Annotated in this window: 28 protein-coding genes; 12 read left to right on the top strand and 16 right to left on the bottom strand. The window is 37.9% G+C overall.

Annotated features, from left to right (window positions below; all coding sequences use genetic code 11):
* The first annotated feature begins 56 nt into the window (after positions 1 to 56).
* Together GM920_RS21895 and GM920_RS21890 are read left to right on the top strand one after the other, a co-directional pair.
* Positions 57 to 278 carry a hypothetical protein gene (locus GM920_RS21895; protein WP_182961525.1) on the top strand — a complete coding sequence of 74 codons (222 nt, stop codon included), beginning with the start codon at positions 57 to 59 and terminating at the stop codon, positions 276 to 278.
* 117 nt (positions 279 to 395) lie between these two features.
* The gene (locus tag GM920_RS21890) at positions 396 to 797 is read left to right on the top strand and encodes a GreA/GreB family elongation factor (protein ID WP_182961524.1); all 402 of its coding nucleotides are present in this window, start codon (positions 396 to 398) and stop codon (positions 795 to 797) included.
* Positions 798 to 891: 94 nt separating this feature from the next.
* Here GM920_RS21890 and GM920_RS21885 read toward each other — a convergent pair whose 3' ends face one another.
* Both GM920_RS21885 and GM920_RS21880 read right to left on the bottom strand, forming a co-directional pair.
* Positions 892 to 1,866, bottom strand: a complete 975-nt coding sequence (locus tag GM920_RS21885) for an EamA family transporter (RefSeq protein ID WP_202986164.1) — start codon at positions 1,864 to 1,866, stop codon at positions 892 to 894.
* A gap of 8 nt (positions 1,867 to 1,874) precedes the next feature.
* Positions 1,875 to 2,354, bottom strand: a complete 480-nt coding sequence (locus GM920_RS21880) for an Lrp/AsnC family transcriptional regulator (protein ID WP_182961523.1) — start codon at positions 2,352 to 2,354, stop codon at positions 1,875 to 1,877.
* A 300-nt stretch (positions 2,355 to 2,654) separates the two neighbouring features.
* Here GM920_RS21880 and GM920_RS21875 point away from each other — a divergent pair, with 300 nt between their 5' ends.
* Positions 2,655 to 3,317 (top strand): HAD family hydrolase, encoded by a 663-nt coding sequence (locus GM920_RS21875; RefSeq protein ID WP_182961522.1) that lies wholly within the window; start codon positions 2,655 to 2,657, stop codon positions 3,315 to 3,317.
* A 7-nt stretch (positions 3,318 to 3,324) separates the two neighbouring features.
* Here GM920_RS21875 and GM920_RS21870 read toward each other — a convergent pair whose 3' ends face one another.
* From GM920_RS21870 to GM920_RS21855, 4 genes are read right to left on the bottom strand one after another with little or no spacing between them, the layout of a single operon-like run.
* A complete protein-coding gene (locus GM920_RS21870; RefSeq protein WP_182961521.1) occupies positions 3,325 to 3,996 on the bottom strand; it encodes a response regulator transcription factor in 672 nt (223 codons plus the stop codon).
* Position 3,997: 1 nt separating this feature from the next.
* The gene (locus GM920_RS21865) at positions 3,998 to 4,786 is read right to left on the bottom strand and encodes a sensor histidine kinase (protein WP_182961520.1); all 789 of its coding nucleotides are present in this window, start codon (positions 4,784 to 4,786) and stop codon (positions 3,998 to 4,000) included.
* Positions 4,765 to 5,373, bottom strand: coding sequence for a hypothetical protein (locus tag GM920_RS21860; RefSeq protein WP_182961518.1), 609 nt, complete (start codon positions 5,371 to 5,373; stop codon positions 4,765 to 4,767). Before GM920_RS21860 ends, GM920_RS21865 begins: the two co-directional genes overlap by 22 nt.
* A 46-nt stretch (positions 5,374 to 5,419) precedes the next feature.
* Entirely contained in the window at positions 5,420 to 5,782 is a 363-nt protein-coding gene (locus tag GM920_RS21855; RefSeq protein WP_182961516.1) for a hypothetical protein, read from the bottom strand.
* 234 nt (positions 5,783 to 6,016) lie between these two features.
* Between GM920_RS21855 and GM920_RS21850 the strand changes: the two genes are divergently transcribed.
* Positions 6,017 to 6,829, top strand: coding sequence for an EndoS/ChiA family endoglycosidase (locus tag GM920_RS21850; protein WP_235964607.1), 813 nt, complete (start codon positions 6,017 to 6,019; stop codon positions 6,827 to 6,829).
* An 84-nt stretch (positions 6,830 to 6,913) separates the two neighbouring features.
* On the opposite strand, the gene GM920_RS21845 is transcribed toward GM920_RS21850, so the two are convergent.
* Both GM920_RS21845 and GM920_RS21840 read right to left on the bottom strand, forming a co-directional pair.
* The gene (locus GM920_RS21845; protein WP_182961512.1) at positions 6,914 to 7,537 is read right to left on the bottom strand and encodes a phosphatase PAP2-related protein; all 624 of its coding nucleotides are present in this window, start codon (positions 7,535 to 7,537) and stop codon (positions 6,914 to 6,916) included.
* Between the two features lie 143 nt (positions 7,538 to 7,680).
* A complete protein-coding gene (locus GM920_RS21840; RefSeq protein WP_182961510.1) occupies positions 7,681 to 8,883 on the bottom strand; it encodes a DUF763 domain-containing protein in 1,203 nt (400 codons plus the stop codon).
* 184 nt (positions 8,884 to 9,067) lie between these two features.
* Between GM920_RS21840 and GM920_RS21835 the strand changes: the two genes are divergently transcribed.
* Positions 9,068 to 9,304 (top strand): hypothetical protein, encoded by a 237-nt coding sequence (locus GM920_RS21835; RefSeq protein ID WP_182961508.1) that lies wholly within the window; start codon positions 9,068 to 9,070, stop codon positions 9,302 to 9,304.
* A 3-nt stretch (positions 9,305 to 9,307) separates the two neighbouring features.
* Here GM920_RS21835 and GM920_RS21830 read toward each other — a convergent pair whose 3' ends face one another.
* The 4 genes from GM920_RS21830 to pfkA form a co-directional block, all read right to left on the bottom strand.
* Positions 9,308 to 10,108, bottom strand: coding sequence for a hypothetical protein (locus GM920_RS21830; protein ID WP_182961506.1), 801 nt, complete (start codon positions 10,106 to 10,108; stop codon positions 9,308 to 9,310).
* A gap of 228 nt (positions 10,109 to 10,336) precedes the next feature.
* Positions 10,337 to 11,338 carry a type I glyceraldehyde-3-phosphate dehydrogenase gene (gene gap / locus GM920_RS21825; RefSeq protein WP_062547140.1) on the bottom strand — a complete coding sequence of 334 codons (1,002 nt, stop codon included), beginning with the start codon at positions 11,336 to 11,338 and terminating at the stop codon, positions 10,337 to 10,339.
* Positions 11,339 to 11,342: 4 nt separating this feature from the next.
* Complete coding sequence (locus tag GM920_RS21820; protein ID WP_182961504.1) at positions 11,343 to 12,185, bottom strand: hypothetical protein; 843 nt, start codon at positions 12,183 to 12,185, stop codon at positions 11,343 to 11,345.
* A 2-nt stretch (positions 12,186 to 12,187) separates the two neighbouring features.
* Positions 12,188 to 13,174: a 6-phosphofructokinase gene (gene pfkA / locus GM920_RS21815; RefSeq protein WP_182961502.1), complete on the bottom strand. Its 987-nt coding sequence runs from the start codon at positions 13,172 to 13,174 to the stop codon at positions 12,188 to 12,190.
* Positions 13,175 to 13,741: 567 nt separating this feature from the next.
* On the opposite strand from pfkA, the gene GM920_RS21810 reads away from it, so the two are divergent.
* The gene (locus tag GM920_RS21810; protein WP_182961500.1) at positions 13,742 to 14,431 is read left to right on the top strand and encodes an NUDIX hydrolase; all 690 of its coding nucleotides are present in this window, start codon (positions 13,742 to 13,744) and stop codon (positions 14,429 to 14,431) included.
* A 90-nt stretch (positions 14,432 to 14,521) separates the two neighbouring features.
* On the opposite strand, the gene GM920_RS21805 is transcribed toward GM920_RS21810, so the two are convergent.
* Positions 14,522 to 15,379 carry an N-acetylglucosamine kinase gene (locus GM920_RS21805; RefSeq protein ID WP_182961498.1) on the bottom strand — a complete coding sequence of 286 codons (858 nt, stop codon included), beginning with the start codon at positions 15,377 to 15,379 and terminating at the stop codon, positions 14,522 to 14,524.
* A 461-nt stretch (positions 15,380 to 15,840) separates the two neighbouring features.
* Here GM920_RS21805 and GM920_RS21800 point away from each other — a divergent pair, with 461 nt between their 5' ends.
* From GM920_RS21800 to GM920_RS21790, 3 genes are read left to right on the top strand one after another with little or no spacing between them, the layout of a single operon-like run.
* Entirely contained in the window at positions 15,841 to 16,881 is a 1,041-nt protein-coding gene (locus GM920_RS21800) for a threonine aldolase family protein (protein WP_182961496.1), read from the top strand.
* A 7-nt stretch (positions 16,882 to 16,888) separates the two neighbouring features.
* Positions 16,889 to 18,376: an acetyl-CoA carboxylase biotin carboxylase subunit gene (accC, locus tag GM920_RS21795; RefSeq protein ID WP_182961494.1), complete on the top strand. Its 1,488-nt coding sequence runs from the start codon at positions 16,889 to 16,891 to the stop codon at positions 18,374 to 18,376.
* 3 nt (positions 18,377 to 18,379) lie between these two features.
* A complete protein-coding gene (locus GM920_RS21790) occupies positions 18,380 to 18,967 on the top strand; it encodes a riboflavin synthase (RefSeq protein WP_182961492.1) in 588 nt (195 codons plus the stop codon).
* Here the strand turns inward: GM920_RS21790 and GM920_RS21785 are convergent, their stop codons facing one another.
* Entirely contained in the window at positions 18,968 to 20,116 is a 1,149-nt protein-coding gene (locus tag GM920_RS21785; RefSeq protein WP_182961490.1) for a tetratricopeptide repeat protein, read from the bottom strand.
* A gap of 216 nt (positions 20,117 to 20,332) precedes the next feature.
* On the opposite strand from GM920_RS21785, the gene GM920_RS21780 reads away from it, so the two are divergent.
* Positions 20,333 to 20,632, top strand: a complete 300-nt coding sequence (locus GM920_RS21780; RefSeq protein ID WP_182961488.1) for a hypothetical protein — start codon at positions 20,333 to 20,335, stop codon at positions 20,630 to 20,632.
* A gap of 77 nt (positions 20,633 to 20,709) precedes the next feature.
* Here the strand turns inward: GM920_RS21780 and GM920_RS21775 are convergent, their stop codons facing one another.
* Entirely contained in the window at positions 20,710 to 22,506 is a 1,797-nt protein-coding gene (locus GM920_RS21775) for a sensor histidine kinase (RefSeq protein WP_182961486.1), read from the bottom strand.
* Positions 22,507 to 22,654: 148 nt separating this feature from the next.
* Between GM920_RS21775 and GM920_RS21770 the strand changes: the two genes are divergently transcribed.
* Positions 22,655 to 23,245, top strand: coding sequence for a porin family protein (locus tag GM920_RS21770; protein WP_182961484.1), 591 nt, complete (start codon positions 22,655 to 22,657; stop codon positions 23,243 to 23,245).
* Between the two features lie 107 nt (positions 23,246 to 23,352).
* Entirely contained in the window at positions 23,353 to 23,625 is a 273-nt protein-coding gene (locus GM920_RS21765; RefSeq protein WP_182961483.1) for a hypothetical protein, read from the top strand.
* Between the two features lie 5 nt (positions 23,626 to 23,630).
* Here GM920_RS21765 and GM920_RS21760 read toward each other — a convergent pair whose 3' ends face one another.
* Positions 23,631 to 24,551, bottom strand: coding sequence for a YihY/virulence factor BrkB family protein (locus GM920_RS21760; protein WP_182961481.1), 921 nt, complete (start codon positions 24,549 to 24,551; stop codon positions 23,631 to 23,633).
* Between the last annotated feature and the right edge of the window lie 27 nt (positions 24,552 to 24,578).

Genomic DNA, 24,578 nt, shown 5'->3' with positions numbered 1-24,578 from the left:
AAGGTTTGGGGATTTGACCTTAATTCTTTTTTCCTTTTATCTTTTTCTCTTTAATCATGAAAAAATCAGGTATCATACCCTTTGCAAGGGTTGTTCTGGCATTGCTCTGGTTGCTAAATCTTGGCGTATTATTAATTTCCATTTTGATGGCCAAACCATTATGGATTGGCGGCTCTATCTCTTTTTTTACGATGATCACAGCTTTTCAAGAATATAAGTATTCTGGGAAATCGAAAAGGTATTTGGTTTTAGGGAAAGAAGACAATCATACTTATTAAGATGGGATTACTGGTCAGGAGGATTAGGGACTTTGATGGTTTCGCCCCAGTTGAGTATTAGACTGGGGCAATAGAACACACTCATATTTATATCATTTAATCCAAAAAAAGAATATCATGATTACAAAATCATTAAAAATAGACGAAAGCCCGATCATATTATCAACTGGAATTTTTGACCTGTTAAAAGATCACCTGAGAAGAAGAAAACTTAGTAAGTTCAATGAAGATAAATTGAAATTAGAACTTCGTTTTGCTCAACAGGTACTAAATAAAGAATTGCCAGATGATGTGGTGACCGTGGATAGGACTGTTCGAGTAAAAGAAATGGAGTCTGGGAAAGAATTTACCTATAAACTGGTTGCTCCTGGGAAGGCAAGAGATAAGCATAAAACCCTTTCTATTTTGTCACCAATTGGTGTTGCGATGGTAGGATATGTTAAAGGTGCACAATTACAGTGGGAGATGGCTGATGGTATAAAAATTTACCGTATCGAAGAAGTGAGTAAAATCGCTTAATAAAGATCACATCCGGGTTACAGTTTACATAAAAGCTACTCAGGGTTATTTCTGAGTGGCTTTTACTATGATCTTCAATACATTGTCTATCGTCTTAAACCTCTTGGACTAATAGTTCATCCTTCTCTAAGATCACTTTAGCACTATTTTTATATTTAACGAGGTTGATAAGGAGAACGCTCCCTAAAATTACAAATAGCCCAATAATCTGTATAAATGTAATTTTCTCATTCGTAAAGCCCAGACTTAATAAAATGGCTACCACAGGATTTACATACGCATAGGTGCTCACTTGTGTGGCAGGCCTCACTTTTAACAACCATACGTAAGCACTAAAAGCCGCAATGGACCCAAAAATGATTAGGTATGTAATCGAAAGCCAGGCGTCCAAAGAAACTTGGGACCATTGAAAGGTTTTATATTCTGCACTAAAAACACTACCAGGAATAAAAACTACTCCTGCTGCAATCATTTGCCAAGCTGTATTTACGGTTACAGAACTGTCAGGGTCAGTTTTGTATTTCGCATAAAGCGACCCTCCAGCCCAGGCAATTGGACCAACAACTAATAAACACATACCAATAATCTGTTTGGTACTTTGATCGGTATTAAAAGAATGGATCATTTGTTCACCGAATAGTAAGATTACCCCAATAAAACCAATAATCAGGCCGGCAAGGGTTGATTGGCTTTTGAAATTCTCTTTCCATTTCGGTTTATCCAAAATTACAAACCAAATTGCTGCAGAAGCCACCATGATAGCTACCAGTCCACTTGGAATGAATTGCTCTACCCATATGACAATCCCATTTCCTAAGCCCAGCATCAATATGCCGCCAATTGCCGCATGCTTCATGTTTTTTTTGTTAAAAACCTCTTCTCCTCTTACTGTACACCAGGAAATAAGTATGCCTCCGGCAATCAGAAAACGGAAGGCACCCAGTATAAACGGCGGAAAGCCGGCAAGTGCCTTTTGAATGAAAAAGTATGTGGAGCCCCAAACGATATAAACAATAGCGAAGGCCAGATATACCATGATTGGGGAAGCGGTTTTGGTTGGGCGTATCATAAGTTCATTTATTTTTCAGGAATGAGTAATTGTATATCTTCTTTGACAGTTTCAAGTACAATCGTGGTTCTTATAGATTGTATGGTTGTTATTTTGCTAAAGGAATCTCGCATTAATGCCATTAAAGAGGCCGAGTCTGTAGTTCTAACCTTGACCAGATAACAGTCGTCTCCAGCAATTATATGGACTTCCTGTACCTCTTTAATCTTGGCTAATTCGGTCGCTGTGGTAGTGCAGCCAATACTGTGGGAAGCTTTCATAGAGATGAATGCCAATAATTTTAAATCTACGGCGGCAGGATTGATTCTGGCAGTGTATTGTGTGATCACATTTTTTTGTTCTAATTTCTTTACGCGTTCCAGTACAGCAGAAGGCGCCATTTCGAGTTCTTTAGCCATGTGAACATTAGAGACCCTTGAATTCTCTTGCATCAACCTTAATATGGCAAGGTCGACCTTATCTAAACTGATGTTGTTTTCGATTATCATTCTGTAAATCTATGTAATATCAGAATAATATTCAAAATTATTTTTATATTATGTTTATTGTTCGTTTAGTGTTTGTTGATTTTTGGTTTTTATTGGTTTTTGCTCTTGGTCCAAGAAGTCCTTTTAAAGGTTTGCTATATTTTCAATTCGTACCGTATATTGTGCGAGGATTGAAAGCTCTAATTTGGCTTTTCCTAAAGGAAGTACGCGCATTTTATAATGGTTAATGGCTGCATTGGAAAGGAGTGAATAGGGGCATTTGTGAATTGTATTGAATAATTTGTAAAGACTAACTGAGCTATGAAAAATCTAAAGGCTATATTATTCGATCTTGATGGAACATTGATCGATTCCGAATACTTTCATTATGAATGTTGGAATGAGGTATTGGGCGAATATGGCATTCAACTAGATTACACTGATTGGTTAAAAAACTATGCTGGAATCCCACTTCCAGTAAATGCTAAAAATCTTCTATCAAAGTATGCAATAAGTGCTGATTTAGCCGATGTGGTGAAAAGGAGAGAGGCACTCACTTTGGAAAGGTTGAAAACCAAGGATGTTGAGCTGATGCCTTATGCTTTGGATATGATTGAATTTCTATATGAGCGTAAACTACTGTTAGCCATCGTCACTTCCAGTCCGCGTGAAGACGTCGCTGCGATTTTCAATAGAAATGGATTAAAGAAATATTTTACACTGATCATTACGAGAACGGATGTGATTCAGAATAAACCTGCCCCTGAGGGTTATCAAAAGTGCTGTGCAATGCTTGGTGTAGTACGGGAGGAATGTATCGTATATGAAGATACTTTAAATGGCATTAAAGCGGCAAAAGCAGCGGGAATCAGGTGTATTGCGATACAGAGCAATACAGATGTTCATCCTTCATTAGCCATAGCTGATGAATTATTTTTAGATTTTAAGGCTGCCAAAACAGCCTTAATAGCAGTAGGGGTGTAGTTACTACCTAGATATCTGTATCAATAATCTTATGCTTAAATGCGAAAACAACGAGGCCTGCAACATTTTTTGCCCCGGTTTTAACCAGTAAATTGTTTCGGTGGCCATCTACTGTACGTAGGCTGATCGACAGTTTATCTGCAATTTCGGCAGTGGTAAGTTCTTCGCAAATTAAGCCTAATATTTCTTTTTCACGTTGTGTAAGGGAAGAACCTGCATCAAAGCCTCTCAGGTTAGTTTTGTTCAATAACTTGCCCGATTGCAAGGTTTTCAAGACCATCTCATTAAAATAGAAACCATTATTGTAAGTAGTTTCTATAGCATTTTTGAGTTCAGAAAGTTCCGAATTTTTCGCGATATAACCATTTACTCCTTGTTGAATCATCCTGGATACATGTTTTTCTTCGCCATGTACGGAGAGTACAATGACCCGCACATCCGGAAAAGCTATTTTTAATTTCCTGGTGGCTTCCATTCCGTTCATTTCCGGCATATTCAGATCCATTAATACTATGTCGGGTTTGATGCTGCCACATTCGTTCATTGCATTTAACAATTCTAGTCCATTTCCAGCTTCAAACATAACTTCCATGTTACCAAAACTTTTGATGTTATTCACCAGGCACTCTCTAAACATCACTTGGTCGTCTGTGACTGCAATTCTTATTAATTTGTTCATTTTATTTAATTAGCACAGGGAAATAGATGGAAACACCAAACCCTTGAATACCTGTGTGGTAACTGAGCTGTCCGCCGTTCATTTCTACCCTGCTGGTGATGTTCTGTATGCCCAATCCTCTGCGAACCAAATCTTTGTCGAAGCCTATTCCATCGTCTTTATATTGATACATCACTTCCATTTGTGTACAGTTGAGTTGTATGTCCACGTGTTTTGCCTTAGCGTGTTTTACGGTATTACTGATTAGTTCCTGGGTGATACGGTAAAGGGCAAGTTCTATTTCTGTACGGCCACATTTATCGAGGCCTTCGCTTTCAAAGCTGACATCCAGTCCGTCGGTGCCTTCTATTTGAAAACATAACTCTTCAATTGCTGCAGCAATTCCAAACATTTCTAGTTCATTAGGAATCATATTATGAGAAATTCGTCTCACGCTCATGACTCCTTTATCCACGAGGAGTTTGGTATCTTTAATCAGGTCAATGCCGTCTGTAGCATTGTTTTTTTTCTCAAACTGGATGATTTTCATGCCAATAGTAGAAAAAATACTGCCTACTTCATCATGCAGGTCTTTCGCGACCCTTCTTCTTTCTTCTTCTATTTTTTCAATGTTATTGTGTAGTAATTTTTGCTGATACTCTGCTTCTTTCTCTTTAAGCTTTACCTGTTGGTTATAAAATTTTTTCTGATACACGAAGAAGAGTACCACAACTGCAGCACTCAGGATAAACATGACAATCATTCCCGTAAAGAGAAAGAAGTAAACGTCTATGTTTTCTTGTGTTGCCATAGGCCAATAGAGATTAGGATATTGTTGACAATAGAAAGAAAAGCATGGAATTGCCAAACCATCATATTGAATTTAAAGCTATATGGCAGAATATAATTACTAATGGTAAACAATAAGAAGCTTCCCGAAAAGTAAATGAAAAATCCGGTATTTATCCAAAATACAGGACTCTTTTCAATTTGAGTATACAGGGTTTGACGGGTGATTTTATAGTAATAATACAAGGATGCGCCAATAACCAGAATACTTTCCAATGTTCTTGGATAAGTGTTGAAAATTTTCCAGTCCTGGATGAAGGTGGCATTGAGTAGACAGAATGCCAGAAATACTGAAATAAGTAGGGTAAACCAGCGTTTTGCAATGTATTCTTTGAAAATAACCTGATAAAAAAGCATAATGGTGGTAAACTCTACCATCGTGTAAATGTGCAATACCGGAAGATTATTTTTAAGTTGTGACCATAAATAGGCGCTATATCCGCCGATAATTGCAATGCATACCAAATATAACGTGATCACTTTTAATTCCTTTGGAAAGGATTTAACTTTGATCAAAGCCAAAATCAATGGGCAAATGATAATGCCCATTGAAAAGTATAAATAAATTTTTTCTATTGTTGATGCCATTTTTGAGCTACAGAATTGGGTCTGGTGAGCATGTTGGTGGACATGGCATTGTGAAATCAAATATATTATTGGCAGCATTAGTCTCAGTAGATGATTCACCGTCTAAGAGAATCATATCTTTTCCGTTGATATCCACAGGAACCATGATCATTCTTACTTCTCTTCCTACTTCCATTTCTTTATCCCAACCGAAGTACATCCTAACGTATTTGGCTTTTTTCTCAGAGATCATGTCCGATAACTCATCAGCATCAACAAGGAATGCTTTGATAAGGTGTTTTTGTTCTGCCCAGGCAGTAGTAAGTTCTTTCGCTTCTGATAAAGGAATTTCGAAAATACTTTTGTTGTGTTTATTGACTTTTTTCTTCATGGTACTTAGTTGGTCTTGGTTTTTTAAGGTGGTTTTGAAAAAATGTTTTTAAATTCTTAATCTAAAATAAAACATTCCTTGTTAAGCTTATGAATTATTTACAGCTAATTCATATTTGTTACGCTGTTGTTATTTAAACAGGTATTTATACCTGTTTTTTTTTTCAGGTAATCTAGCGCATTTACACGTTCTGAGGTTTTCAGATCTTTATCTGTATTGAACCAGTATATTTTAATGCCCGATTTATTTATGAAAGCTCCCGATCCTCTATTTATTGCCTACTGGTTAGGTTATGCGAATCAAAAGGTGAATATTGAAGTGTTGCCTGAGGGGATTGATGTCATCAATTTGTTTCATCTCAATTTGGACACCGAAAACACTTTGCAACATACCTACCTAACGAGCAATGGAATGAGTTGGGAAGAAATTTTGACTGGTGTAAGGGTGCAACAACAACGAGGGGTTAGGGTGATGGCTACTATTACGAGTACTGTTCATTCTAAAATTTCCTGGAATACCGTTGTTGATCCAGAGATATTTGCTGCTAATGTTTATGAGTTGGTCGTTAATACCTGGAACTTGGATGGGATAGATCTTGATCCTGAAATGGGGGGGGATGTTCCTGACGATAATTTTATTAAAGTGATTACGGAGTTGTCTAAATACTTTGGCCCTAAGTCGGCGACAGGAAAAATGATGAGCTATGTGACCTACCAATATTATGCAGATGAGCAACTATTGAAAAAGTGTAATGCTTGTTTTGATTATGTGGCCTTAGCAGGTTATCTCTGGGACTTGGAAACGATGATTAATCAATTTGAATTATACACCGGCCTGGTAGGTAGTAAAAAACTGTTGTTTGGCGTACAGCCTGGTCGGCATCAGGCTACTTCTTTATCTGAAGCCATGCAATTGTGCAAATGGCAACCAGATAATGGATTAAAAGGCGGAATGATGCTTTTTAATATCAACCTTGATAAAGGTTTTCGTTATACAACTGAGCTGATTAAAACACTTAAACCAGCCATGAATAAATTAATAGACTAAATTTCTATAAAATACAGGAGCTCTCAAAACTTCTGGCGGAGGCAGATCTTAGGAATTGCTTCCGCTATTTTTTTACAATGGGTCTTACAGTTTTTCTATTGATTTCCCGAAATACCAACATACCCAACTAAAGAAAGGTGCAGCAATTACATCAGCTGTATAGTGCACATGCTGAATTAAAAGCAATATGCCGATGATCGCAGCAGCAATAAAAGCGATGGTTTTCTCGCGTCGGTTTTCAAGACACAATGCACCTAAAAAGATGGTTGCGGTATGGCCAGAGAAGAAAAGATCTTTGGTGATGACATTAGAGCCATAAAAAACAACAGAACAGGGATCTATTAATTCAATAATATCTTTTGGTGGGTGTAATGGGACAATGGAAATGGTGATAATTCTGGCAGTACATAGAAAGATATACGACCAAAGTGCGGTTAAGCAAATGGACGTGTTTTTGGACATCCGAATGATAAAAAATATAGACATCCCATAAAGGATGATGAAAATCCACCAGGATACGTCAATCGCAGGAACTTTTGCCAATACCCAATCGTTAAGTATGAATCCTTTTTCTCTATTTTCTACGTAAGCGAAAAAATGTGGAATAAATAGCAAAATCAGGGCAAGAATAGAGATTCCCAGGATAAATTTAAGTCTGAATGGCGGGTAATCCCAGGCAATTTGCCAGGAGAATTGTTTAAACTGCATTAATGTGTTCTGTTGGTATATTTTAAACTAAACAAAACAAATAACGGAATTAATCTATTATAAATGAATAGCAAAGCTAAGAAATAGTGGTTATTTCTCTAAATAAATAAGATGTTTAAACAGCTAGTTTGGGATTTTTTAACTTAAAATAGGCTGAGTTGATGTTCTTGTACTGGTTTAGCATCACCAAAAATAGTTTTGCCTCCATATTTCCAGGAATCTCTTCTTTCTTTTGCGATCAGGGCTTCAAAATTATCATTTGGAATGAAGTCGTTTTCGACATTTCGCGCAATGACATTTAATTGATGTATGGCTTTTTGCCGTTCTGATTGACCTATTTTAGCTTGCTGAACCGCCTTGGTCAACACCTGAATGGTTTCATCGTATATTTTTATAGGAACGGGGAAGGGATGGCCATCTTTTCCACCATGGGCAAAAGAAAAGCGAGCTAGATCAGTAAAACGGGAAGGGCTGCCATAGATTACTTCACTCACAAGGGCTAGTGATTGTAAGGTTCTCGGGCCCATTCCTTCCAGCATCAAAAGTTCTTCAAAATCTGCAGGTTGTTTCTCCTGTGTTAACCATAGCATCGAGCCTAATCGTTTTAGGTCTACATCCGTTGCTTTTACTTCATGGTGTCTGGACATGATCAATTTTTTCGCTTCTTTGATTATACGGTCAGGGTGCTCAGTAGTCATGTCCAATATAGATTTTTGAGTAGGAGCTGCTGCTTTTGCAACGAGGTTCATAATCTCTCCTTGATGGATTCCGAAAACTCCGGTATGTGGTTCTTCCACAAAAGACTGAAGTGCTGAGGAGTGCCAGTGGTATCTTCTCGCGGTTCCGTTGTTTTGGTGCATCCCTTGTTGAACGACAGTCCAGAGGCCCTCTTTGTTGAGGATGAAATTATGAGCATAGAGCTGAAATCCATCTTGAATTGCGGTATTGTCTACTTTAGCACTGAGCTTACTGCATCGAACCAGATGGTTTCCGTCTAGGCCGATGTGATTGGCGATGTGTAACAGCTCTATGGGAGTCTGCTTTGATCTTTTTCCTTTTCCACCACAAATATAGATGCCTAACTCTTTGCTATGAGGATTGATGGCAGCTTTCAAAGCACCCATTACCGAGGTTGTGATCCCTGAAGAGTGCCAATCCATCCCCATGACTGCACCCAGGCTTTGAAACCAAAATGGATCGCTCAATCGGCGCAATACCTCGGCACTGCCGTACTCAGCAATGATGGCTTCGGTAATTGCCAAACCAAGGCGCGTCATTCGTTCCGTTAGCCAACTGGGTAAATAACCATAATGCAAAGGTAAATCTGCTGTGCCGGATGATTTCATTACTAACAAAATTAGTAAAAATAACCCGGGTTTTAAAGCAATGTATGTGTTAGTCGAAATCGTTTACCGACGGTTTTCCGCTATTCATCGGGTTTTTAATCGCTTTTGGCTGATGTTACTTTTCAAAGTACAGCATATCATGCATTTTTATGGGAAATAAAGCTGAAACTTAAAAAAAAGAACGATGAACATCATGATTTTTAAAACATCGGTACAGGGGCAACGAGATTTGATTTCAATCAGACCTGTGATGGATATTTTATTCGGAGAGAAAAACTGGACTTTTGCTTTTGAGGATGTAGATAAAATTTTAAGGGTAGTAAGTGCGGTTCCGGCTGTTGCTGTGGTGAGGCATATCCTCATGAATAACGGCTTTTTTTGTGAGGAACTTCCTTACTCCCTGGATGATTTTAGTGTATAGTGCCTATTTTTTAAATTCGCTGATGTCGACAATTTTATCATCCTCTCTATTCGTCAAAAAGGAAATTCCTTGTTTACTTTTCTGAAAACTGTAGCTTTTTTGAACCCAGTTATAAACCGTTGGCAGATCTGTAGGCAGATTGGCAGGCAAGGGCAGGGTGGAAGTTTCATTTGAAATGTAATTCACCTGGTACAATGACTTCGGAGTTGCGAAAACGATGGTTTGTCTGTCCGGAGATAGGATTAGAAACTTCCCGTCAATTCGTTGTTCAGGATCTTGTCTTTTCAAAAGATAAGCTTTCGCAGTCACACTGGTGATAAAAAAATCATTGTCTACCAAGTGTCCCGTCCGACCAAGTCTACTGATGCCCAAACCAGACTTTTCTCCTGGTCCCTCTTTTGTTGGGCGACTTAAGCTAACTACCTGCAATCCGCCTTCTTCCTTCAATGAAATAAGGAATGAGGGAGCAACCAATGCGGTTTCATCTTCGATTTGTACCAATACGCATGTTTTTTGAGTGTTTACAAACTCTGCAAAAGTAAAGTGATTCGTTGCTTTTTTTGGGTCTTTTGGATCTGTTTGAATGCTCACCGTACTGTCTCCGAATTTTACAGACAACCATTCTGCCTGCTCTGGTTTGTTTAATTTGTAAATGGTGACGGAATCACTCTTTTTATCCGAAGAAAAATTGAAGGATTCATTCTTTGTTAGCGCTCTTGGGATGTAGTTTTTCGTTTTTTCTTCGTCTTTACTACAGCCAAAGATTAGGGTCATCAGTGCAAGCGCAAGTAGGGTGTGTTTCATAATTGAGCGGAAGGTTATCTGGTTCGTTTGTATACAAATATAAAAAAGAAAGATAATTAGCTGCTATGGATTACTAAAGTTTTAGTTTATATATGTTTTTGTGCTCATTAATTTCACTGCACAGTCATATGGGGAGGTAGCCAGGATAAATGTATTGGAAACAAGAAAGGGATGTTCCATCCAGACACATCCCTTTTCTAACCAAATATAAACCTGTATGAACGGGTTTTACTTTAAATTTCCGTAGTATTCTACGAATTTAGCTAATGCATTAGAATAGCCCCATTCGTTATCATACCAAGAAACCACTTTCACGAAGTTGTCATTTAATGCAATACCTGCATTTGCATCGAAAATTGACGCATGATCATCTCCTATAAAGTCAGAAGAAACTACTTCATCTTCTGTATATCCTAGCACACCTTTCAAGTAACCTTCTGAGGCTGCTTTCATGGCTGCTTTAATTTCTTCATAAGTTGCTGCTTTTTCCAGACGAACTGTTAAATCAACAACAGATACATCAGCTACCGGTACACGGAAAGCCATACCTGTTAATTTTCCTTTTAAAGCAGGAATTACTTTTGCTACTGCTTTCGCTGCACCAGTACCAGAAGGGATAATGTTAGAGAAACCTCCACGTCCACCTCTCCAGTCCTTAGCTGAAGGACCATCTACTGTTTTTTGAGTTGCAGTTACCGCGTGAACTGTGCTCATTAAGCCTTCAACGATACCGAAGTTGTCGTTTAATACTTTAGCGATTGGTGCTAAACAGTTAGTGGTACAAGAAGCGTTAGAAACTACAGTTTGATCAGCAGTTAATAACTCATGATTTACACCCATTACGTAAGTAGGGATTGAATCATCTTTTGCAGGAGCAGAAAGAACTACTCTTTTAGCACCAGCTTGAATATGTTTTTCAGCATCAACCTGAGTTAAGAATAAGCCTGTAGATTCAATTACAGTTTCTACACCTACTTCATCCCACTTTAAGTTAGCTGGATCTCTTTCCGCAGTGATACGGATTGTTTTTCCATTTACTACAAGATGACCGTTTACTACTTCAATAGTACCATCAAAACGACCGTGTGTAGTATCGTATTTTAACATATAAGCCATGTAATCCGGCTCAACTAAATCATTGATTGCAACAATATCTAATCCTCTTTTTAAAGCAGCTCTAAAAACCAGTCTGCCGATACGGCCAAAGCCGTTTATTCCAATTTTGCTCATTTTGTTAATTTGAATAGTAGTTTAGTAAATTATATATCGGTTCTTTAGTAATCGATGTTATTTCCAGTCCGTGCCGCTTTGCGGTTGCCCGCAGCTCTTCCTGAAAGTTTCCGGCCACAAGACCTACAAAATGTATTTCTTTACCGGGATGTAATTTTAATGTTGGTAACAAATAAGTGTTAAAATAACTTTCAAACCCTTTCTCTATAATTCCTAACAAAAATTTATCAGTTCTGTTTTCAATAAAAAAATCAAAGAAAGAACTTAGAAATTGCTGAGCCAGAGGTCTTTTGTATACGCGTTCCAGGATTTGAGGCCTGTCCAGATTATACTTAAGTTCAAACTTTTTATGTAGGTCTTTCGGCAGTTTATCTTGTACAAAATACTTTAATAGTGTTTTTCCAAGGTAATTCGCCGAACCTTCATCTCCGAGGATATACCCCAGTCCAAAGTTGTTCTTCTCCGGTTTTTTTCCGTCGTAATAAGCACAATTTGCTCCGCTACCTAATAAACCTACAATTCCAGGGTTATTGTAACAGGCAGAGATGGCTGCGCCATATAGGTCATCTTTAACCGTTATTTTACTATATCTAAAGAACATTCCAAGCGTTTCCGCCAATTCATTTCTTCTTTCTTCTGAGGAAGCACCAGCAGCAAAAACATAAATTTTCTTGATGCTTTCTGCATGATTCACCAGAATCGATTTCTTATTTAAGAATTGAAGTATAGACTTCTGGTCATTAAAACAGGGATTAATTCCTGGCATATTACATTCTGCGATGGTTTTACCATCCTGTGCAATTTTCCAGTATGCTGTTTTAGATCCACTGTAAACTACCGCTATCATAATTAAATGGATAAAACCTTAGTCATTTCCAATAAATCACTTTCCAGTTTAAAAGTATGTCTGGTTAGCGCCTCGTCTATACTCGTTGTCTTTATTTCATTACCACGTAAGCCAACCATTTGCATGGTACTTCCTTTTAGTAATTCATTAACGGCTGCAAAGCCCAAACGACTACCTAAAATTCTGTCGAAACTACTTGGGCTACCTCCACGTTGCAGGTGACCTAGTATGGTTACTTTCGTGTCATAGTGGTTAAAACTCTCTTTAACCTTTTTCGCAACATCATAAGCACCACCAGCTTTATGGCCTTCGGATACAATCACAATACTGGAAGATTTCTTTGTTGAAGCTCCAATTGCCAATTGTGAGATCAGCTCGTCCAGACTGGTTTCTTTTTCCGGTAGGAGTACAGCTTCTGCGCCACTGGCGATTGCACTTCTCAGTGCGATACATCCAGAATCTCTGCCCATCACTTCTATAAAGAATAAACGGTCATGGGAATCTGCGGTATCTCTGATTTTATCTATTGCTTCAATAACGGTATTTATGGCCGTATCGTATCCTAAAGTAAAATCAGACCCATATAAATCATTGTCAATTGTTCCTGGAATTCCAATCACACGAATTCCGAACTTCTTTCCAAAAAGTTGTGCTCCTGTAAATGTTCCATCACCCCCAATTACTACTAAGCCGTCAATATCGCGGGCTTTTAAGTTTTCAAAAGCAAGCTGCATTCCTTCTTCAGTTTTAAACTCAAGACAACGCGCTGTTTTTAAAATGGTACCACCTAAGTGAATGATGTTACTAACGGATCTTGCATCCATTGGGTTGATGTTGTTATTGATCAAGCCCTGGTATCCTTGCAAAACCCCAAACATATTGATTCCATTGTATATGCCGGTACGTACTACTGCTCTAATGCAGGCGTTCATCCCTGGAGCGTCTCCTCCAGATGTCAATACGGCGATATTTTTAATATTTGGTTTCATGATTTGTGATTACGAATATAGCGTGTATTTTTTACACTAAGTAATTTATTTTTTATTTTCCTATGTAATTAGGATGCAAGTGCATTTTATTGCTTCAATGTTTAAAAATTTAATAAATTGGTATTTGTTGCTTAAAATCGGTTCATTGCTGTAAGGTTTTAGCCTCTGAAAAGTAATTAAAGGTTTCCAGGTAGTGTTCCGACATAAAACAAGATCTAATTTCAATAAATATGAGTCATTATCCCCGCATCCGAAGGATTAGCGGATGCAATATAGAAAACACGATGGAAAAATCCGATTCAGGACTTCAATTCCTGTAAGATTCTTTTGCAACAAAATTTTTATAATTATACTTTTCATTTTGTTTTTAACTTAAATCCTGTTAATCTTGTTAAAATGAGATCTTATTTGAGAACTTTATAAATTAGACCCAAAGAAGGAGAGGGACAGTAGGGCAGCAGGAAAAGGAATAAGAATAGAAAAGATAAGTAATCTACCACAAATTAACGCCTTAAATTGAATTCAAGGCAGATTGAAAAATAAGTTTGAAAAATAAAATTTGATATTTTGAAAGAAGTCTTACCAAAGTTTAATTCCACTTTCTCGATTGATTGTGTGCTGTTCGGATTTGATGAAGGAGAATTGAAAATTCTTTTGATAGAAAGGAACGAAGAACCCTTTAAGGACTGGTGGGCATTGCCAGGAAATATAGTTGGAGAGGACGAGAGTTTAGACCAGTCTGCCTCCAGAATTTTGCATGAGCTTACCGGGCTAGGGGATGTTTACATGGAACAATACTATACTTTTGGCGATGTAAACCGACATCCACAAGGAAGGGTAGTCAGTATTGCATATTATGCGTTATTGAGATTAGGGGGTGATAAAGCCTTAAAGCCATTAAGTAACTATGCAAAACAAGCACATTGGATCAATGTAAAAAGCCTGCCAAAGCTCGCCTTCGATCATCAACAGATTTTTGATAAAGGATTGGAGAAAATTAAAAGACGGATCAAACATCAGCCAATTGCGTTTGAGTTATTGCCGGAGAAATTTACCTTGACACAATTGCAAAATGTTTATGAAATTATTCTGAATAAAAAGCTGGATAAAAGAAATTTCAGAAAGAAAATGCTAAGTTTCGGAGTGTTGAAAGACCTGGAAGAAAAACAAAAAGGAGTAAGCTTCAGGGCAGCTACTTTGTATAAGTTCGATAAACGTAAATATGCCAAATTATTTGGCAAAGAGATCTCTTTTTAGATTTTTAGCCTAGAAATAAAATACTTAACAATAAAACGGCCGCAACATGATTCATGTTGCGGCCGTTTTTATGGAAAAAAAACTTTTCGTTTATTTGTTAACAGTAGTCATGTGGTAATCCACTAGATCATCTATAGGAGAGCGGATCACTTTACCAACGCCCATCTCATATCTGTCAGCAACGATGCTTAGAATATCTCTGAAGCTATAACCTACTGATCCTACACAGTTTAAAGAGAAGTCTTTATAGTTTGGATAATGAATCACTAAATTCTCAAAGAAAGCAGTAAAAGCATAATCTACAGTAGAGAAGGTATAATCTTCATAATTGTCTTTATAGTCGTATAAGAACTTGCTGAAGCCAGCGCAAAAACGATTTGGAAGTGGTTTGTTATAAATATGGTCAAAAATGTCCTCGTTAGTTAAAGCGAAGTTATCATAGAAACTTTCTCTTAAACCTTTAGGCATATAACCTTTCATATAATCACTCAGAATTCTTTTTCCGATGAAGCATCCACTACCTTCATCCCCAAGGAAATAACCCAGAGAGTCAATGTTTAGCGTAATGTCTTTACCGTCATACAAACAAGAGTTTGTACCTGTGCCTAATATCGCTGCGAAACCTGGCTCATCACCAAGTAGAGCACGGCATGAAGCCAATAAATCGTGTCCTATGTTGATCTTTGCATTAGGAAAAACCTGTTGCATTGCATCTGCTACAATTTTGCGCTTGGCATCTGTTGAACAACCTGCACCATAGTAATTTACTTCGGTAAGTTTATCAGTTTCTAAATGATCCGGAAGAGATTTTCTTAACGAACCAACAATGTATGCTGTGTCTGAAAAGTATGGATTGTATCCCTCGGTATTAAATAGAATTTTTCTGCCTGCTTCATTAATTAAACACCAATTGGTTTTGGTTGAACCACCATCTGCAATAACTATCATCTTAATTTGTTTTTTTCGGGATAAAAGTAAATAATCCTAACACTTTTGTAGGGTTTTTTTTCATAATTTTAATTCTTTGGTTTTAGTTTTTAAATAATTTTCCGCCTCTATTATGCAAATAAGGGCGTTTTTGCTCGTTTTATTTATTGATTTAAAGTTACCATATTGTTAAAAAAACACTAAGCCTAAAATACACTTGTTATTTTGAAATCCAAATTTAAAATCAAGCATTTACCGGAAATGGGATTTTAATTCGGGGAAAACGTCTTTTCGTAAATTTAAAAAACCTCAATTATGGAGTTGATAAACGTTTTACTAGCGTTAAATGCCCTTTTTTGATAAAATATTGGTCATCATGATTTAATGTAATTATCTCGTTAGCTCTACTGATTTTGTACTGCAGCTCTTTTTAACGAGATTTAAAAAGTTAATATTTGTAGAAAGCTATAATAATGAATGTGATGGCAATAAAGATTGATTTGAGAAGCGATACGGTTACCAAACCAACGGCAGGAATGTTGGCGGCTATGATGGCTGCGAAAGTCGGCGACGATGTTTTTGGGGAAGATGAAACTGTTCATCAGCTGGAAACAAAGCTTGCCGGAATGTTTAACATGGAAGCTGGATTGTTTTGTCCTTCCGGGACGATGACCAATCAGATCGCAATCAAATGTTTTACCCAGCCCATGGATGAGGTTATTTGCGACCAGAGCGCTCATGTTTATCGTTATGAGGGAGGTGGAATTGCTTATCATTCTATGGCTTCTGTCAGGCTGTTACATGGTCCGCGTGGGATCATTAGTCCGGAATTGATAGAACCAGAAATCAATGAACAAAACATTCATTATCCAAATTCAAGCCTGGTGGTGTTGGAAAATACCGTGAACAAGGGGGGAGGAGCTTGTTATCATTTGGCACAAATCGAACCCATTCATACCTTATGTAATATAAAAGGGCTTAAACTTCACCTGGATGGCGCTAGAATATTTAATGCGCTGGTAGCAACAGGAAATTCAGCGAAGCATTACGGCCAATATTTCGACGGCATTTCTGTCTGCTTATCTAAAGGTTTGGGTGCTCCGGTAGGTTCCGTTCTGTTAGGTAGCAAAGAAACCATAAAAAAGGCAGTTAAAATCCGGAAAGCATTTGGTGGCGGGATGAGACAATCAGGGTTTTTAGCTGCGGCAGGAATTTATGCTTTGGATAATCATGTGGATAGAATGTCTGTTGATCATGATCATGCTAAAGCATTAGCTGGCATATTGAATCAGGTGAGTTACGTCGCGTCGGTTATGCCTGTTGAGACTAATATTGTAATTTTCGAAATTGCAAAGGGTTATAACACAGAAAATATTGTTCATCTTTTTGCAGAAAAAGGAATCGCCTGCGGGACCACAGGGCCACGAACAGTGCGTATGGTCACGCATTTGGACATTTCATCTGAGATGATCGATCGTGCCCTGGAAATAATTTTACATTTAAATCCCTCTCCCCATAAATAACCTTTATATGAAGAAAATTTTAATAGCCAATAGGGGCGAGATTGCACTGCGTATCATGCGCTCTGCACGTGAGATGGGGATTAAAACGGTTGCTGTTTATTCGGAAGCGGATAGAACTGCGCTCCATGTTCGGTATGCAGATGAGGCCATTTGTATTGGTCCGGCAGCATCTAACCAGAGTTATTTGCGGGGTGATAAAATCATTGAAGCCAGTAAAATTACCGGTGCAGATGCGATTCATCCTGGCTATGGTTTTCTATCTGAAAATGCTGCTTTTGCCAGATTAGTGAAAGCTTCGGGGTTAATTTTGATCGGTCCTACACCAGAAGCGATGGAAATCATGGGTAATAAGTTGTCTGCAAAAGCGGCTGCCTTGAAATACCAGATTCCTATGGTTCCCGGAACGGAAGAGGCAATCACAGATGTCGAAGAGGCAAAGTCCAGAGCGGTAGAAGTAGGTTTCCCTATACTGATTAAAGCTGCCGCAGGTGGTGGTGGAAAAGGAATGCGCATTGTAGAAAAAGTAGCAGATTTTGAAGAGCAGATGCAGTTGGCCGTTAGCGAAGCGACTTCTGCTTTTGGCGATGGCGCAGTATTTATCGAACGTTATGTTTCCTCACCAAGGCATATAGAAATACAGGTTCTTGGGGATACTCATGGAAATATAATTCATCTTTTTGAAAGGGAATGTTCTGTGCAGCGCAGGCATCAGAAGGTGATCGAAGAAGCGCCATCAAGTGTGCTTACGGAAGAAATAAGAGCGAAAATGGGTAAATGTGCTGTAGATGTTGCCCGATCCGTAAATTATGTAGGAGCCGGTACAGTAGAGTTTATTCTGGATGAGAATCTTGATTTTTTCTTCTTAGAGATGAATACCAGGCTCCAGGTAGAGCATCCAGTCACAGAACTGATCACTGGTTTAGATCTGGTAAAGGAGCAAATTAAAATTGCAAGAGGAGAGGTGCTGTCCTATAGACAGGAAGATCTGAAAATTAATGGTCATGCGATTGAATTGAGGGTATATGCGGAAGATCCAGAAAATAATTTCTTACCGGATATTGGAACTTTGGAAGTTTATGAAACGCCAAAAGGGAATGGTGTGCGCGTAGATGATGGTTTTGAACAGGGAATGGAAATTCCTATTTATTATGATCCCATGATTGCGAAACTGATTACTTACGGTCAGACAAGAGAAGAAGCGATGGAGAGAATGGTTCGCGCAATCGACGAATATCACATTACTGGGATAAAAACTACCTTGGGTTTTGGTAAATTTGTCATGCAGCATGAAGCTTTTAAATCTGGTGACTTCAATACTCATTTTGTAAGTAAGTATTTTAGTCCAGATAGGATGAAGCAAACAGATGAAAATGAAGCGCTGATGGCAGCAGTCATGGCAGCAATAACTTATAAAAATAAAACCATAGCGCGAAATGCAGTTGTTGAAGAGCAGCAGGTTAGCAATTGGAAAAGAAACCGTACAAAATATAATTAGCAAATGTTTACAGGTATAATTGAAACACTAGGAGAAATAGAAGCGATTAGAGAGGAAGGAACAAATCTTCATTTTACCGTTAAATCTGAATTGAGCAACGAATTAAAAATCGATCAGAGTGTGTCGCATAATGGGGTGTGTTTAACAGTTGTGGCTTTAACGGACCACACACATACGGTTACCGCCATTCAGGAGACTTTAGAAAAGACTAACCTTGAGCATTTAAAGGTGGGTAGTAAAGTTAATTTGGAACGTTGTATGCAAATGAATGGTCGATTGGACGGACATATTGTTCAGGGACATGTAGACCAGACTGCCATTTGTATTAAAAGAGAAGAACTAGACGGAAGCTGGGAATATCGCTTTAAATATGATGCACAATTTGGTAATGTTACTGTAGAGAAAGGATCTGCTTGTGTAAACGGAATCAGCTTAACGGTGGTAGGGTCAGAAAATGATGAGTTTTCTGTTTTTATTATTCCCTACACTTATGAAAACACCAACCTTCATCAGGTGAATGTTGGTGATACCGTAAACCTTGAATTTGATGTGATTGGTAAATACGTAGCCCGTTTGATGGGACGCGTTTAGTTACCTTTTTAGCTCTTCAATCTTATTTTTGATAAAAACGATCAGTTTGGGCTGCTCTTCAGCATTTACTGTTTTCAGGTATTGTTGGTAATAGCTGATGGCATTTTTCTTGTCGTTAAGCTTAGTCTCATAAACCAAGGCGATGTTATAGTATAAACTACCATTGTTTTCAAACAATAGCCCTCGTTTGTAGGCTGCATTTGCAAGGTCGTTTTTATCAATATTTTCATAAGAATCACCTAAAAGACCATAATAACTCGATGTTTTTGGAGAAATTGCGGCTTTAATGGTTAGATCTAAGTATTTTGCGGCATTACTAAAGTCCTTAATTCCTCGGTAACTTAAGGAAATATTATACAAAAGGCCCTCAGCATCATCACTTTTATTATTCACTTTTAAAAAGTAATCTAATGCTTTTTGATAGTTCAAGAGTAAGAAATGACTCTTTGCAATGTTATTCAATACAAAGTTGGAGCTGTCGCCATAACTCAATAATTTCTCTCCCGTCAGAATTGCCTCCTTATATTTTTTTGAACCTATGCTTGCAGGCATCTTCATTTTTAGTAACTGAAGATTACTGGTGTCGACTGCTAAAGCAGGTTCTAGAACGCTTAAAGATAATGGGTACATCTTCATCTTGAAATAGAGTTCACTTAAGTCATAAGCGACATCTGCATCAGTTGGGTTCAGCCTATTGGCAGTTCTGAAGCTTTTTAGCATAGGTAAAAGCTCTCCCTGCTCTTTTTCGATGCGCCCGATTTGCTTATAGGCGTTAAAATTATTACTGTCAAGTGCAACAATTTTAGTCAGAAATTCCTTGGCTTTAGCATTGTTTCCTCTTCTTAAATTGATATTCGTCAGGTTGAATAATCCAGGAATGTCATCTGGTTTTTCTGCGTATAGTTTTAAATAATTCTTTTCTGCTTCCGCTAGTTTTCCGGCCATAAGGTAGGCGTAAGCCAATTGCGAGATCTCCTTTGGATCTTTGGTGTCGTCTTTGTAAACGCCCTGCAGGTATTGAGCGGCCTCCAGGTAACGTTGCGATTGAAATAGGTCTAGTAATTTTTCTTTGTCAACAACGGAAGTCGTTTGGCCATTTACGTAATAAGTACAGGTCAGCAGGATTACAAAAAGGAGGAGTTTTTTCATGCGTAAAATGGTTTTATTTTTTGAAAGATAAATTAATTAGGTTGATGTGAACAAAATCAATTGGGTTGTTCGGTACAACTAATTTATTAGTTTGATCTGAGCTTTCCAAATTATAAATGTCGGAATCGGTGCCTAATCGAAAAAAAGAAAACATCTTGGCAGGGTAATTGGTTCTATTACCATAACAATGGAGTGTTAATTTAAATCGAAAAAAGTATGGATACATTAAAAAAGTTCGAATTAATGGAGAAGATAGTCAGGGAGTTGGAGGATTTACAACACTCACAACAAGCGATTATCCAAAAGATAGGTAAGATTGAAGTAGACAATATTGAATTGGGTGATAAAAGGTTAGATAAAGATCTTCCCGATATGCATCAACGGGTTTCGGATAACCTGGATACCATTGTAGGAATCCTGGAGTATTTTGCGGATAAAACTCAGAATTTTGGAAACAAAAACAATGTGGAGGCTTTAAAAGAAAAACAAATCATCAACGAAGCAACAGGCCACTAAATTAAAAATGTTGACCAGTGTTTTTTAGGAGATAGCCTTTGAATTAATAGAAAGCAATTTACAAAATCCGGTAAGCGTTAATGCTTATCGGATTTTTTTATAAAATCATCATTTCCTGGCTCAAAAGGGATAAATAAGTTGAACTTAGTACCTAGTCCCAACTCACTTTCCACGGTAATGGTACCTTCATTACGTTCCATAAACTCTTTGCATACCACCAGGCCTAGTCCGGTTCCTTTTTCATTGAAGGTACCTCTTGTCGACATGTTCTCTCCGCTAAATAATTTTTCAACTGTTTCTGGTTTTATCCCAACCCCATTATCATTGATGGAAAGCATCATCTTGCCTCTGTTGTAAACAGAAGAAATGTCAATTTCGCAGCCTTCGTAACAGAATTTTATCGCATTACTCAGTAAGTTGCGCACTACGATTTGAATCATTAACATGTCTGCATAAACCATGATTCCCGGAAATACATCCTGTATAATTTTAACGTTTTTTGAAGTCGCTGAAGGTAAATGATAATTGACTTCATTGATGATCATGCTTCTCAAATCGAAGTACTCTTTATTGAGACCGTATCCTTTTAATTGACTTCTTGACCAATGTAAGATATTCTCCAGCAGCTCTGTGGTATACAAAATGTCTTTGTTTAAGGTCGGTGATAACATTTTAAACTCTTCAATAGTGATTTCATCATTGGAGATCATTTTGAGTACTTCCGAAAGATTTACCAATGGACCGCGAAGGTCATGGGCGATGATGGAGAAAATCCGGTCTTTTAACTGGTTTAACTTTTTTAGTTCCTCGGTTTGCCCCAATGATCTTAAAGATTCTTGTTTAAAGTGCGTCAGGTCCTGGAACTTAATGATTGTTGCATTGTTACTCAGTTGATTTTCGTCGAGGTAAAGGATATCTGCTTCCAGATCATGAACCCCTAATGGGCTTTCTAAACGTAATTCTACTTTACCCGACTGGTGTTTTTTTATGCATTGAATAAAAGCATCCTGTTCAGGGAATAGGGATTCAATCGATGCACCAATAATCTTTTTGCTGTTCGGTTCATCCAGGTATTTTCTTAAAGCATGGTTGTAATCAATCACCCTATATTTGCTGTCGATCACCAGGAAACCATCTTGAATTAAGTCTAAAACCTTTTCTCTGGCCACTGGCAATACGTCGAAAAGTTTGTACCGATAAACGGCTATCGCTACAAAAGTAATGGTACCCGCAAAAGCAAATGGGGTTAGGTCCAGGTTTTCAACAGGGCGGAACCCGAAGGTATAAGCAATATTGGTCACCCATGGAATAAGGGCAGCAACGATGATGCTGTAGTTTTGCCTTTTATAAATGGAGTCAGCTTTTCGAAAGGTGGAGATCAGGAGATAACTACCGATGGCTAATAAGACGTAGAAATAGGTGGTGAATATTCTATAGCTGATGCCGGGTTCAATGGAGACCAATGGAAATGGACCACTGGTATCCATAAAATAATGTTTATAATGCAGATGATGGTAGTCGTTAGTCCATACCAGAATGGATGTAATTGCGGCTACAATGATCAATATAGATAGATTTAAAGTTCGCTTATACCAGTATTCTTTTCCGGATAGCTTTAAACAGAATAGTAGCCAGTAGAGCGGGACGGTGGTGATGCCGATATACTCTATATCGATGAAAAATTTGGCGTCTGAGAGGTTGTTCGTCGCAAGTTCAAATCCATAAGCTATGGACCAAATGGCATTGGACAACATCATGAGACCAAACAATCGGACTGCACCATGGTCTTGGCGGTAAGCATACCAGCTTAAGAAAAGGGTGATTGCCCCAAAAAAAATTAAGAAATAGGAGTAGGCATTAAATGTAAAATCCATCTAAATAGGTGATGATAAGGGCCTCACCTTCGAATTCTAACATGATTTCAAATAGGCGATTATAAATATAAAATTACGTAATATACTGATGAATTAAAAATATTCTTAGTTTTACATAACAGTTAAAATATCAACCTAACATTACATTATGAAAAAAATAATCTTATCTGCGTTATTCATCTGTTCGAGTATGATGGCGTTTAGTCAGATCTTGCCTAGTTTTCAATTCGGATTAAAGGGTGGGGTCAATCTGACCAAGTTTAGTACAGAAGGTACCTTGAAAAGTGACAATAGAGCAGGATATTATGGTGGTGTTTGGGCCCGTATTGGAGCAGCAGGAATCCACTTGCAACCAGAGATGTATATTTCAGGTAAAAACACTTCATTAAAAGATCCAAATGGTTTTGATACTAATGTAGATTTTACCAGTTTAGATATCCCGGTTTTAGTGGGTACAAAAATTGGCGCAGCAGGAGTGGGCATTCGTTTAAATACCGGACCGGTTGTATCTTTTGTTTTAAGTAAAGATCAGACAATTAAAGCAGCAGCAACTGAGGCTTTTAAAGGTAAATTTAAAGATCAAAACTTTGCATGGCAATTTGGCGCAGGTCTGGACGTCAGTAAATTAGGGATTGACCTAAGATATGAACAAGGTTTGACCAAAATTGGCAAAGATGAATTTAGTGGTGCTAAGAAACTAGGTTTATTTACGCTAGGACTAGCTTATCGTTTGTTCTAAAATAGAATTTTTCAACATTTGTGGAAAAGGGCTGAGCTTTAGGGTTTTGCCCTTTTTTTGGCGCTAAAATTGATATTATGATTCTCCCTAACTAAATGAGGAAAACCATGGGTATCAAAGAATTATTATTGAATGGAAAAGGCTTTCTAGAGCTGCTAAAACAGTTCTCTATTGAAGCTAATGATGTTAAAATTCAGGATGAAGAGGTGATTTTGTCTGACCAGATTTTGCAACACAAAGACATCCTAAAAGAAAGCATCTGCATTGAAGGTAGAAATAAAGAAGGTATAGTGAATCTTTTTGGGACACTTCATTATAACCTGCTTAGTAAACTGGCCGTGTTTGAAATGCAGGGATTCGAGAAAGTTGCCGTAGTATAACTTGGTTAAGCGCTTTTTATTATTTCTTTGATTTCGTAGTTGAATGCGCCTTTTATAGGGCGTATGGGACGATTTTTGTCATCACTCAGCACTTTGACATAACAAGCACCGAAGTAAAAAATAAAGGAAGAATAGAAGACAAAGAGCATAATCAGGACAATAGAGCCTGAGGTGCCATAAATGTTTCCAATGCCACTAAGGGGAAGCATAATCCTCAGGATAGATTTCCCAATGGTAAATAAGATACCGGTCAGGATGCCTCCATGAATGGCAGCTTTCCAGCCTGGGCGGCCATTAGTCAGGTATTTAAATAAGACAGAGAACCAGGTGGTTACAATGATAATGAACAAGACCTGGTTTAACATTAAGAGGAAAAATCTTCCAAAAGTTGGGGCAGCATTGTTGACATAAGTTCCGATGATCGCCTGCATGCTATCAGTCATGATCCCAACAAAGAATAGGAGTCCTGCCAGTAAAATGATGACAAAAGAACGTGCCCTGAGTTTCATTTTGAAATAGAATCCTACCTTTTCTTTAATGCCAATCGACCAAATTTGGTCCATGGAATTTTTGATTACTGCAAAAAGTGTAGTGGCTACAAATAAGAAAAAGATAAAACTCAATACGGTCGCATACCATTGATGGTCGACACCCCTGATATTTCGCAAGACCTGTCTGATTTGAGTAGTACTGCTGTCGTCTAATACCGTCCCTAAACGTTCAAATAACGTGTTTGCCAGGGTTTTCCTATCCATAAAAAAACCAAATAAACGAATTAATATGATCAGGATCGGAGGTAGCGCGAAGTTGGCAAAAAAAGCAGTGGCACCGGCAAGACGCAAGGGGTCATTCTTTTGAAATAATTTAAATGCCGCACTAAAGCGTGTGAAAAATAATGAGATGCTTCCGATGATGTTAATGTCCATTCCCGCAGGTTGCCTAGAAGGCCGAAA

This window comes from Pedobacter gandavensis, from assembly GCF_014172405.1.
Taxonomy (GTDB): domain Bacteria; phylum Bacteroidota; class Bacteroidia; order Sphingobacteriales; family Sphingobacteriaceae; genus Pedobacter; species Pedobacter gandavensis.
Note: the sequence above shows the minus strand (reverse complement) of the source record. Positions and strands in the feature narration are given on the sequence as shown.

What these genes read in the sequence shown, in the direction of transcription:
- GM920_RS21835 (WP_182961508.1), top strand. Translation starts at nt 9,068, where the DNA reads ATGAACATCATGATTTTTAAAACATCGGTACAGGGGCAACGAGATTTG.
- GM920_RS21775 (WP_182961486.1), bottom strand. Translation starts at nt 22,506, where the DNA reads ATGGATTTTACATTTAATGCCTACTCCTATTTCTTAATTTTTTTTGGG.
- GM920_RS21820 (WP_182961504.1), bottom strand. Translation starts at nt 12,185, where the DNA reads ATGATAGCGGTAGTTTACAGTGGATCTAAAACAGCATACTGGAAAATT.
- GM920_RS21830 (WP_182961506.1), bottom strand. Translation starts at nt 10,108, where the DNA reads ATGAAACACACCCTACTTGCGCTTGCACTGATGACCCTAATCTTTGGC.
- GM920_RS21885 (WP_202986164.1), bottom strand. Translation starts at nt 1,866, where the DNA reads ATGATACGCCCAACCAAAACCGCTTCCCCAATCATGGTATATCTGGCC.
- GM920_RS21880 (WP_182961523.1), bottom strand. Translation starts at nt 2,354, where the DNA reads ATGATAATCGAAAACAACATCAGTTTAGATAAGGTCGACCTTGCCATA.
- GM920_RS21785 (WP_182961490.1), bottom strand. Translation starts at nt 20,116, where the DNA reads ATGAAAAAACTCCTCCTTTTTGTAATCCTGCTGACCTGTACTTATTAC.
- GM920_RS21790 (WP_182961492.1), top strand. Translation starts at nt 18,380, where the DNA reads ATGTTTACAGGTATAATTGAAACACTAGGAGAAATAGAAGCGATTAGA.
- accC (WP_182961494.1), top strand. Translation starts at nt 16,889, where the DNA reads ATGAAGAAAATTTTAATAGCCAATAGGGGCGAGATTGCACTGCGTATC.
- GM920_RS21865 (WP_182961520.1), bottom strand. Translation starts at nt 4,786, where the DNA reads ATGGCAACACAAGAAAACATAGACGTTTACTTCTTTCTCTTTACGGGA.
- GM920_RS21765 (WP_182961483.1), top strand. Translation starts at nt 23,353, where the DNA reads ATGGGTATCAAAGAATTATTATTGAATGGAAAAGGCTTTCTAGAGCTG.
- GM920_RS21780 (WP_182961488.1), top strand. Translation starts at nt 20,333, where the DNA reads ATGGATACATTAAAAAAGTTCGAATTAATGGAGAAGATAGTCAGGGAG.
- GM920_RS21840 (WP_182961510.1), bottom strand. Translation starts at nt 8,883, where the DNA reads ATGAAATCATCCGGCACAGCAGATTTACCTTTGCATTATGGTTATTTA.
- gap (WP_062547140.1), bottom strand. Translation starts at nt 11,338, where the DNA reads ATGAGCAAAATTGGAATAAACGGCTTTGGCCGTATCGGCAGACTGGTT.
- pfkA (WP_182961502.1), bottom strand. Translation starts at nt 13,174, where the DNA reads ATGAAACCAAATATTAAAAATATCGCCGTATTGACATCTGGAGGAGAC.
- GM920_RS21875 (WP_182961522.1), top strand. Translation starts at nt 2,655, where the DNA reads ATGAAAAATCTAAAGGCTATATTATTCGATCTTGATGGAACATTGATC.
- GM920_RS21870 (WP_182961521.1), bottom strand. Translation starts at nt 3,996, where the DNA reads ATGAACAAATTAATAAGAATTGCAGTCACAGACGACCAAGTGATGTTT.
- GM920_RS21805 (WP_182961498.1), bottom strand. Translation starts at nt 15,379, where the DNA reads ATGATAGTTATTGCAGATGGTGGTTCAACCAAAACCAATTGGTGTTTA.
- GM920_RS21770 (WP_182961484.1), top strand. Translation starts at nt 22,655, where the DNA reads ATGAAAAAAATAATCTTATCTGCGTTATTCATCTGTTCGAGTATGATG.
- GM920_RS21855 (WP_182961516.1), bottom strand. Translation starts at nt 5,782, where the DNA reads ATGAAGAAAAAAGTCAATAAACACAACAAAAGTATTTTCGAAATTCCT.
- GM920_RS21860 (WP_182961518.1), bottom strand. Translation starts at nt 5,373, where the DNA reads ATGGGCATTATCATTTGCCCATTGATTTTGGCTTTGATCAAAGTTAAA.
- GM920_RS21850 (WP_235964607.1), top strand. Translation starts at nt 6,017, where the DNA reads ATGCCCGATTTATTTATGAAAGCTCCCGATCCTCTATTTATTGCCTAC.
- GM920_RS21845 (WP_182961512.1), bottom strand. Translation starts at nt 7,537, where the DNA reads ATGCAGTTTAAACAATTCTCCTGGCAAATTGCCTGGGATTACCCGCCA.
- GM920_RS21800 (WP_182961496.1), top strand. Translation starts at nt 15,841, where the DNA reads ATGGCAATAAAGATTGATTTGAGAAGCGATACGGTTACCAAACCAACG.
- GM920_RS21760 (WP_182961481.1), bottom strand. Translation starts at nt 24,551, where the DNA reads ATGGACATTAACATCATCGGAAGCATCTCATTATTTTTCACACGCTTT.
- GM920_RS21890 (WP_182961524.1), top strand. Translation starts at nt 396, where the DNA reads ATGATTACAAAATCATTAAAAATAGACGAAAGCCCGATCATATTATCA.
- GM920_RS21895 (WP_182961525.1), top strand. Translation starts at nt 57, where the DNA reads ATGAAAAAATCAGGTATCATACCCTTTGCAAGGGTTGTTCTGGCATTG.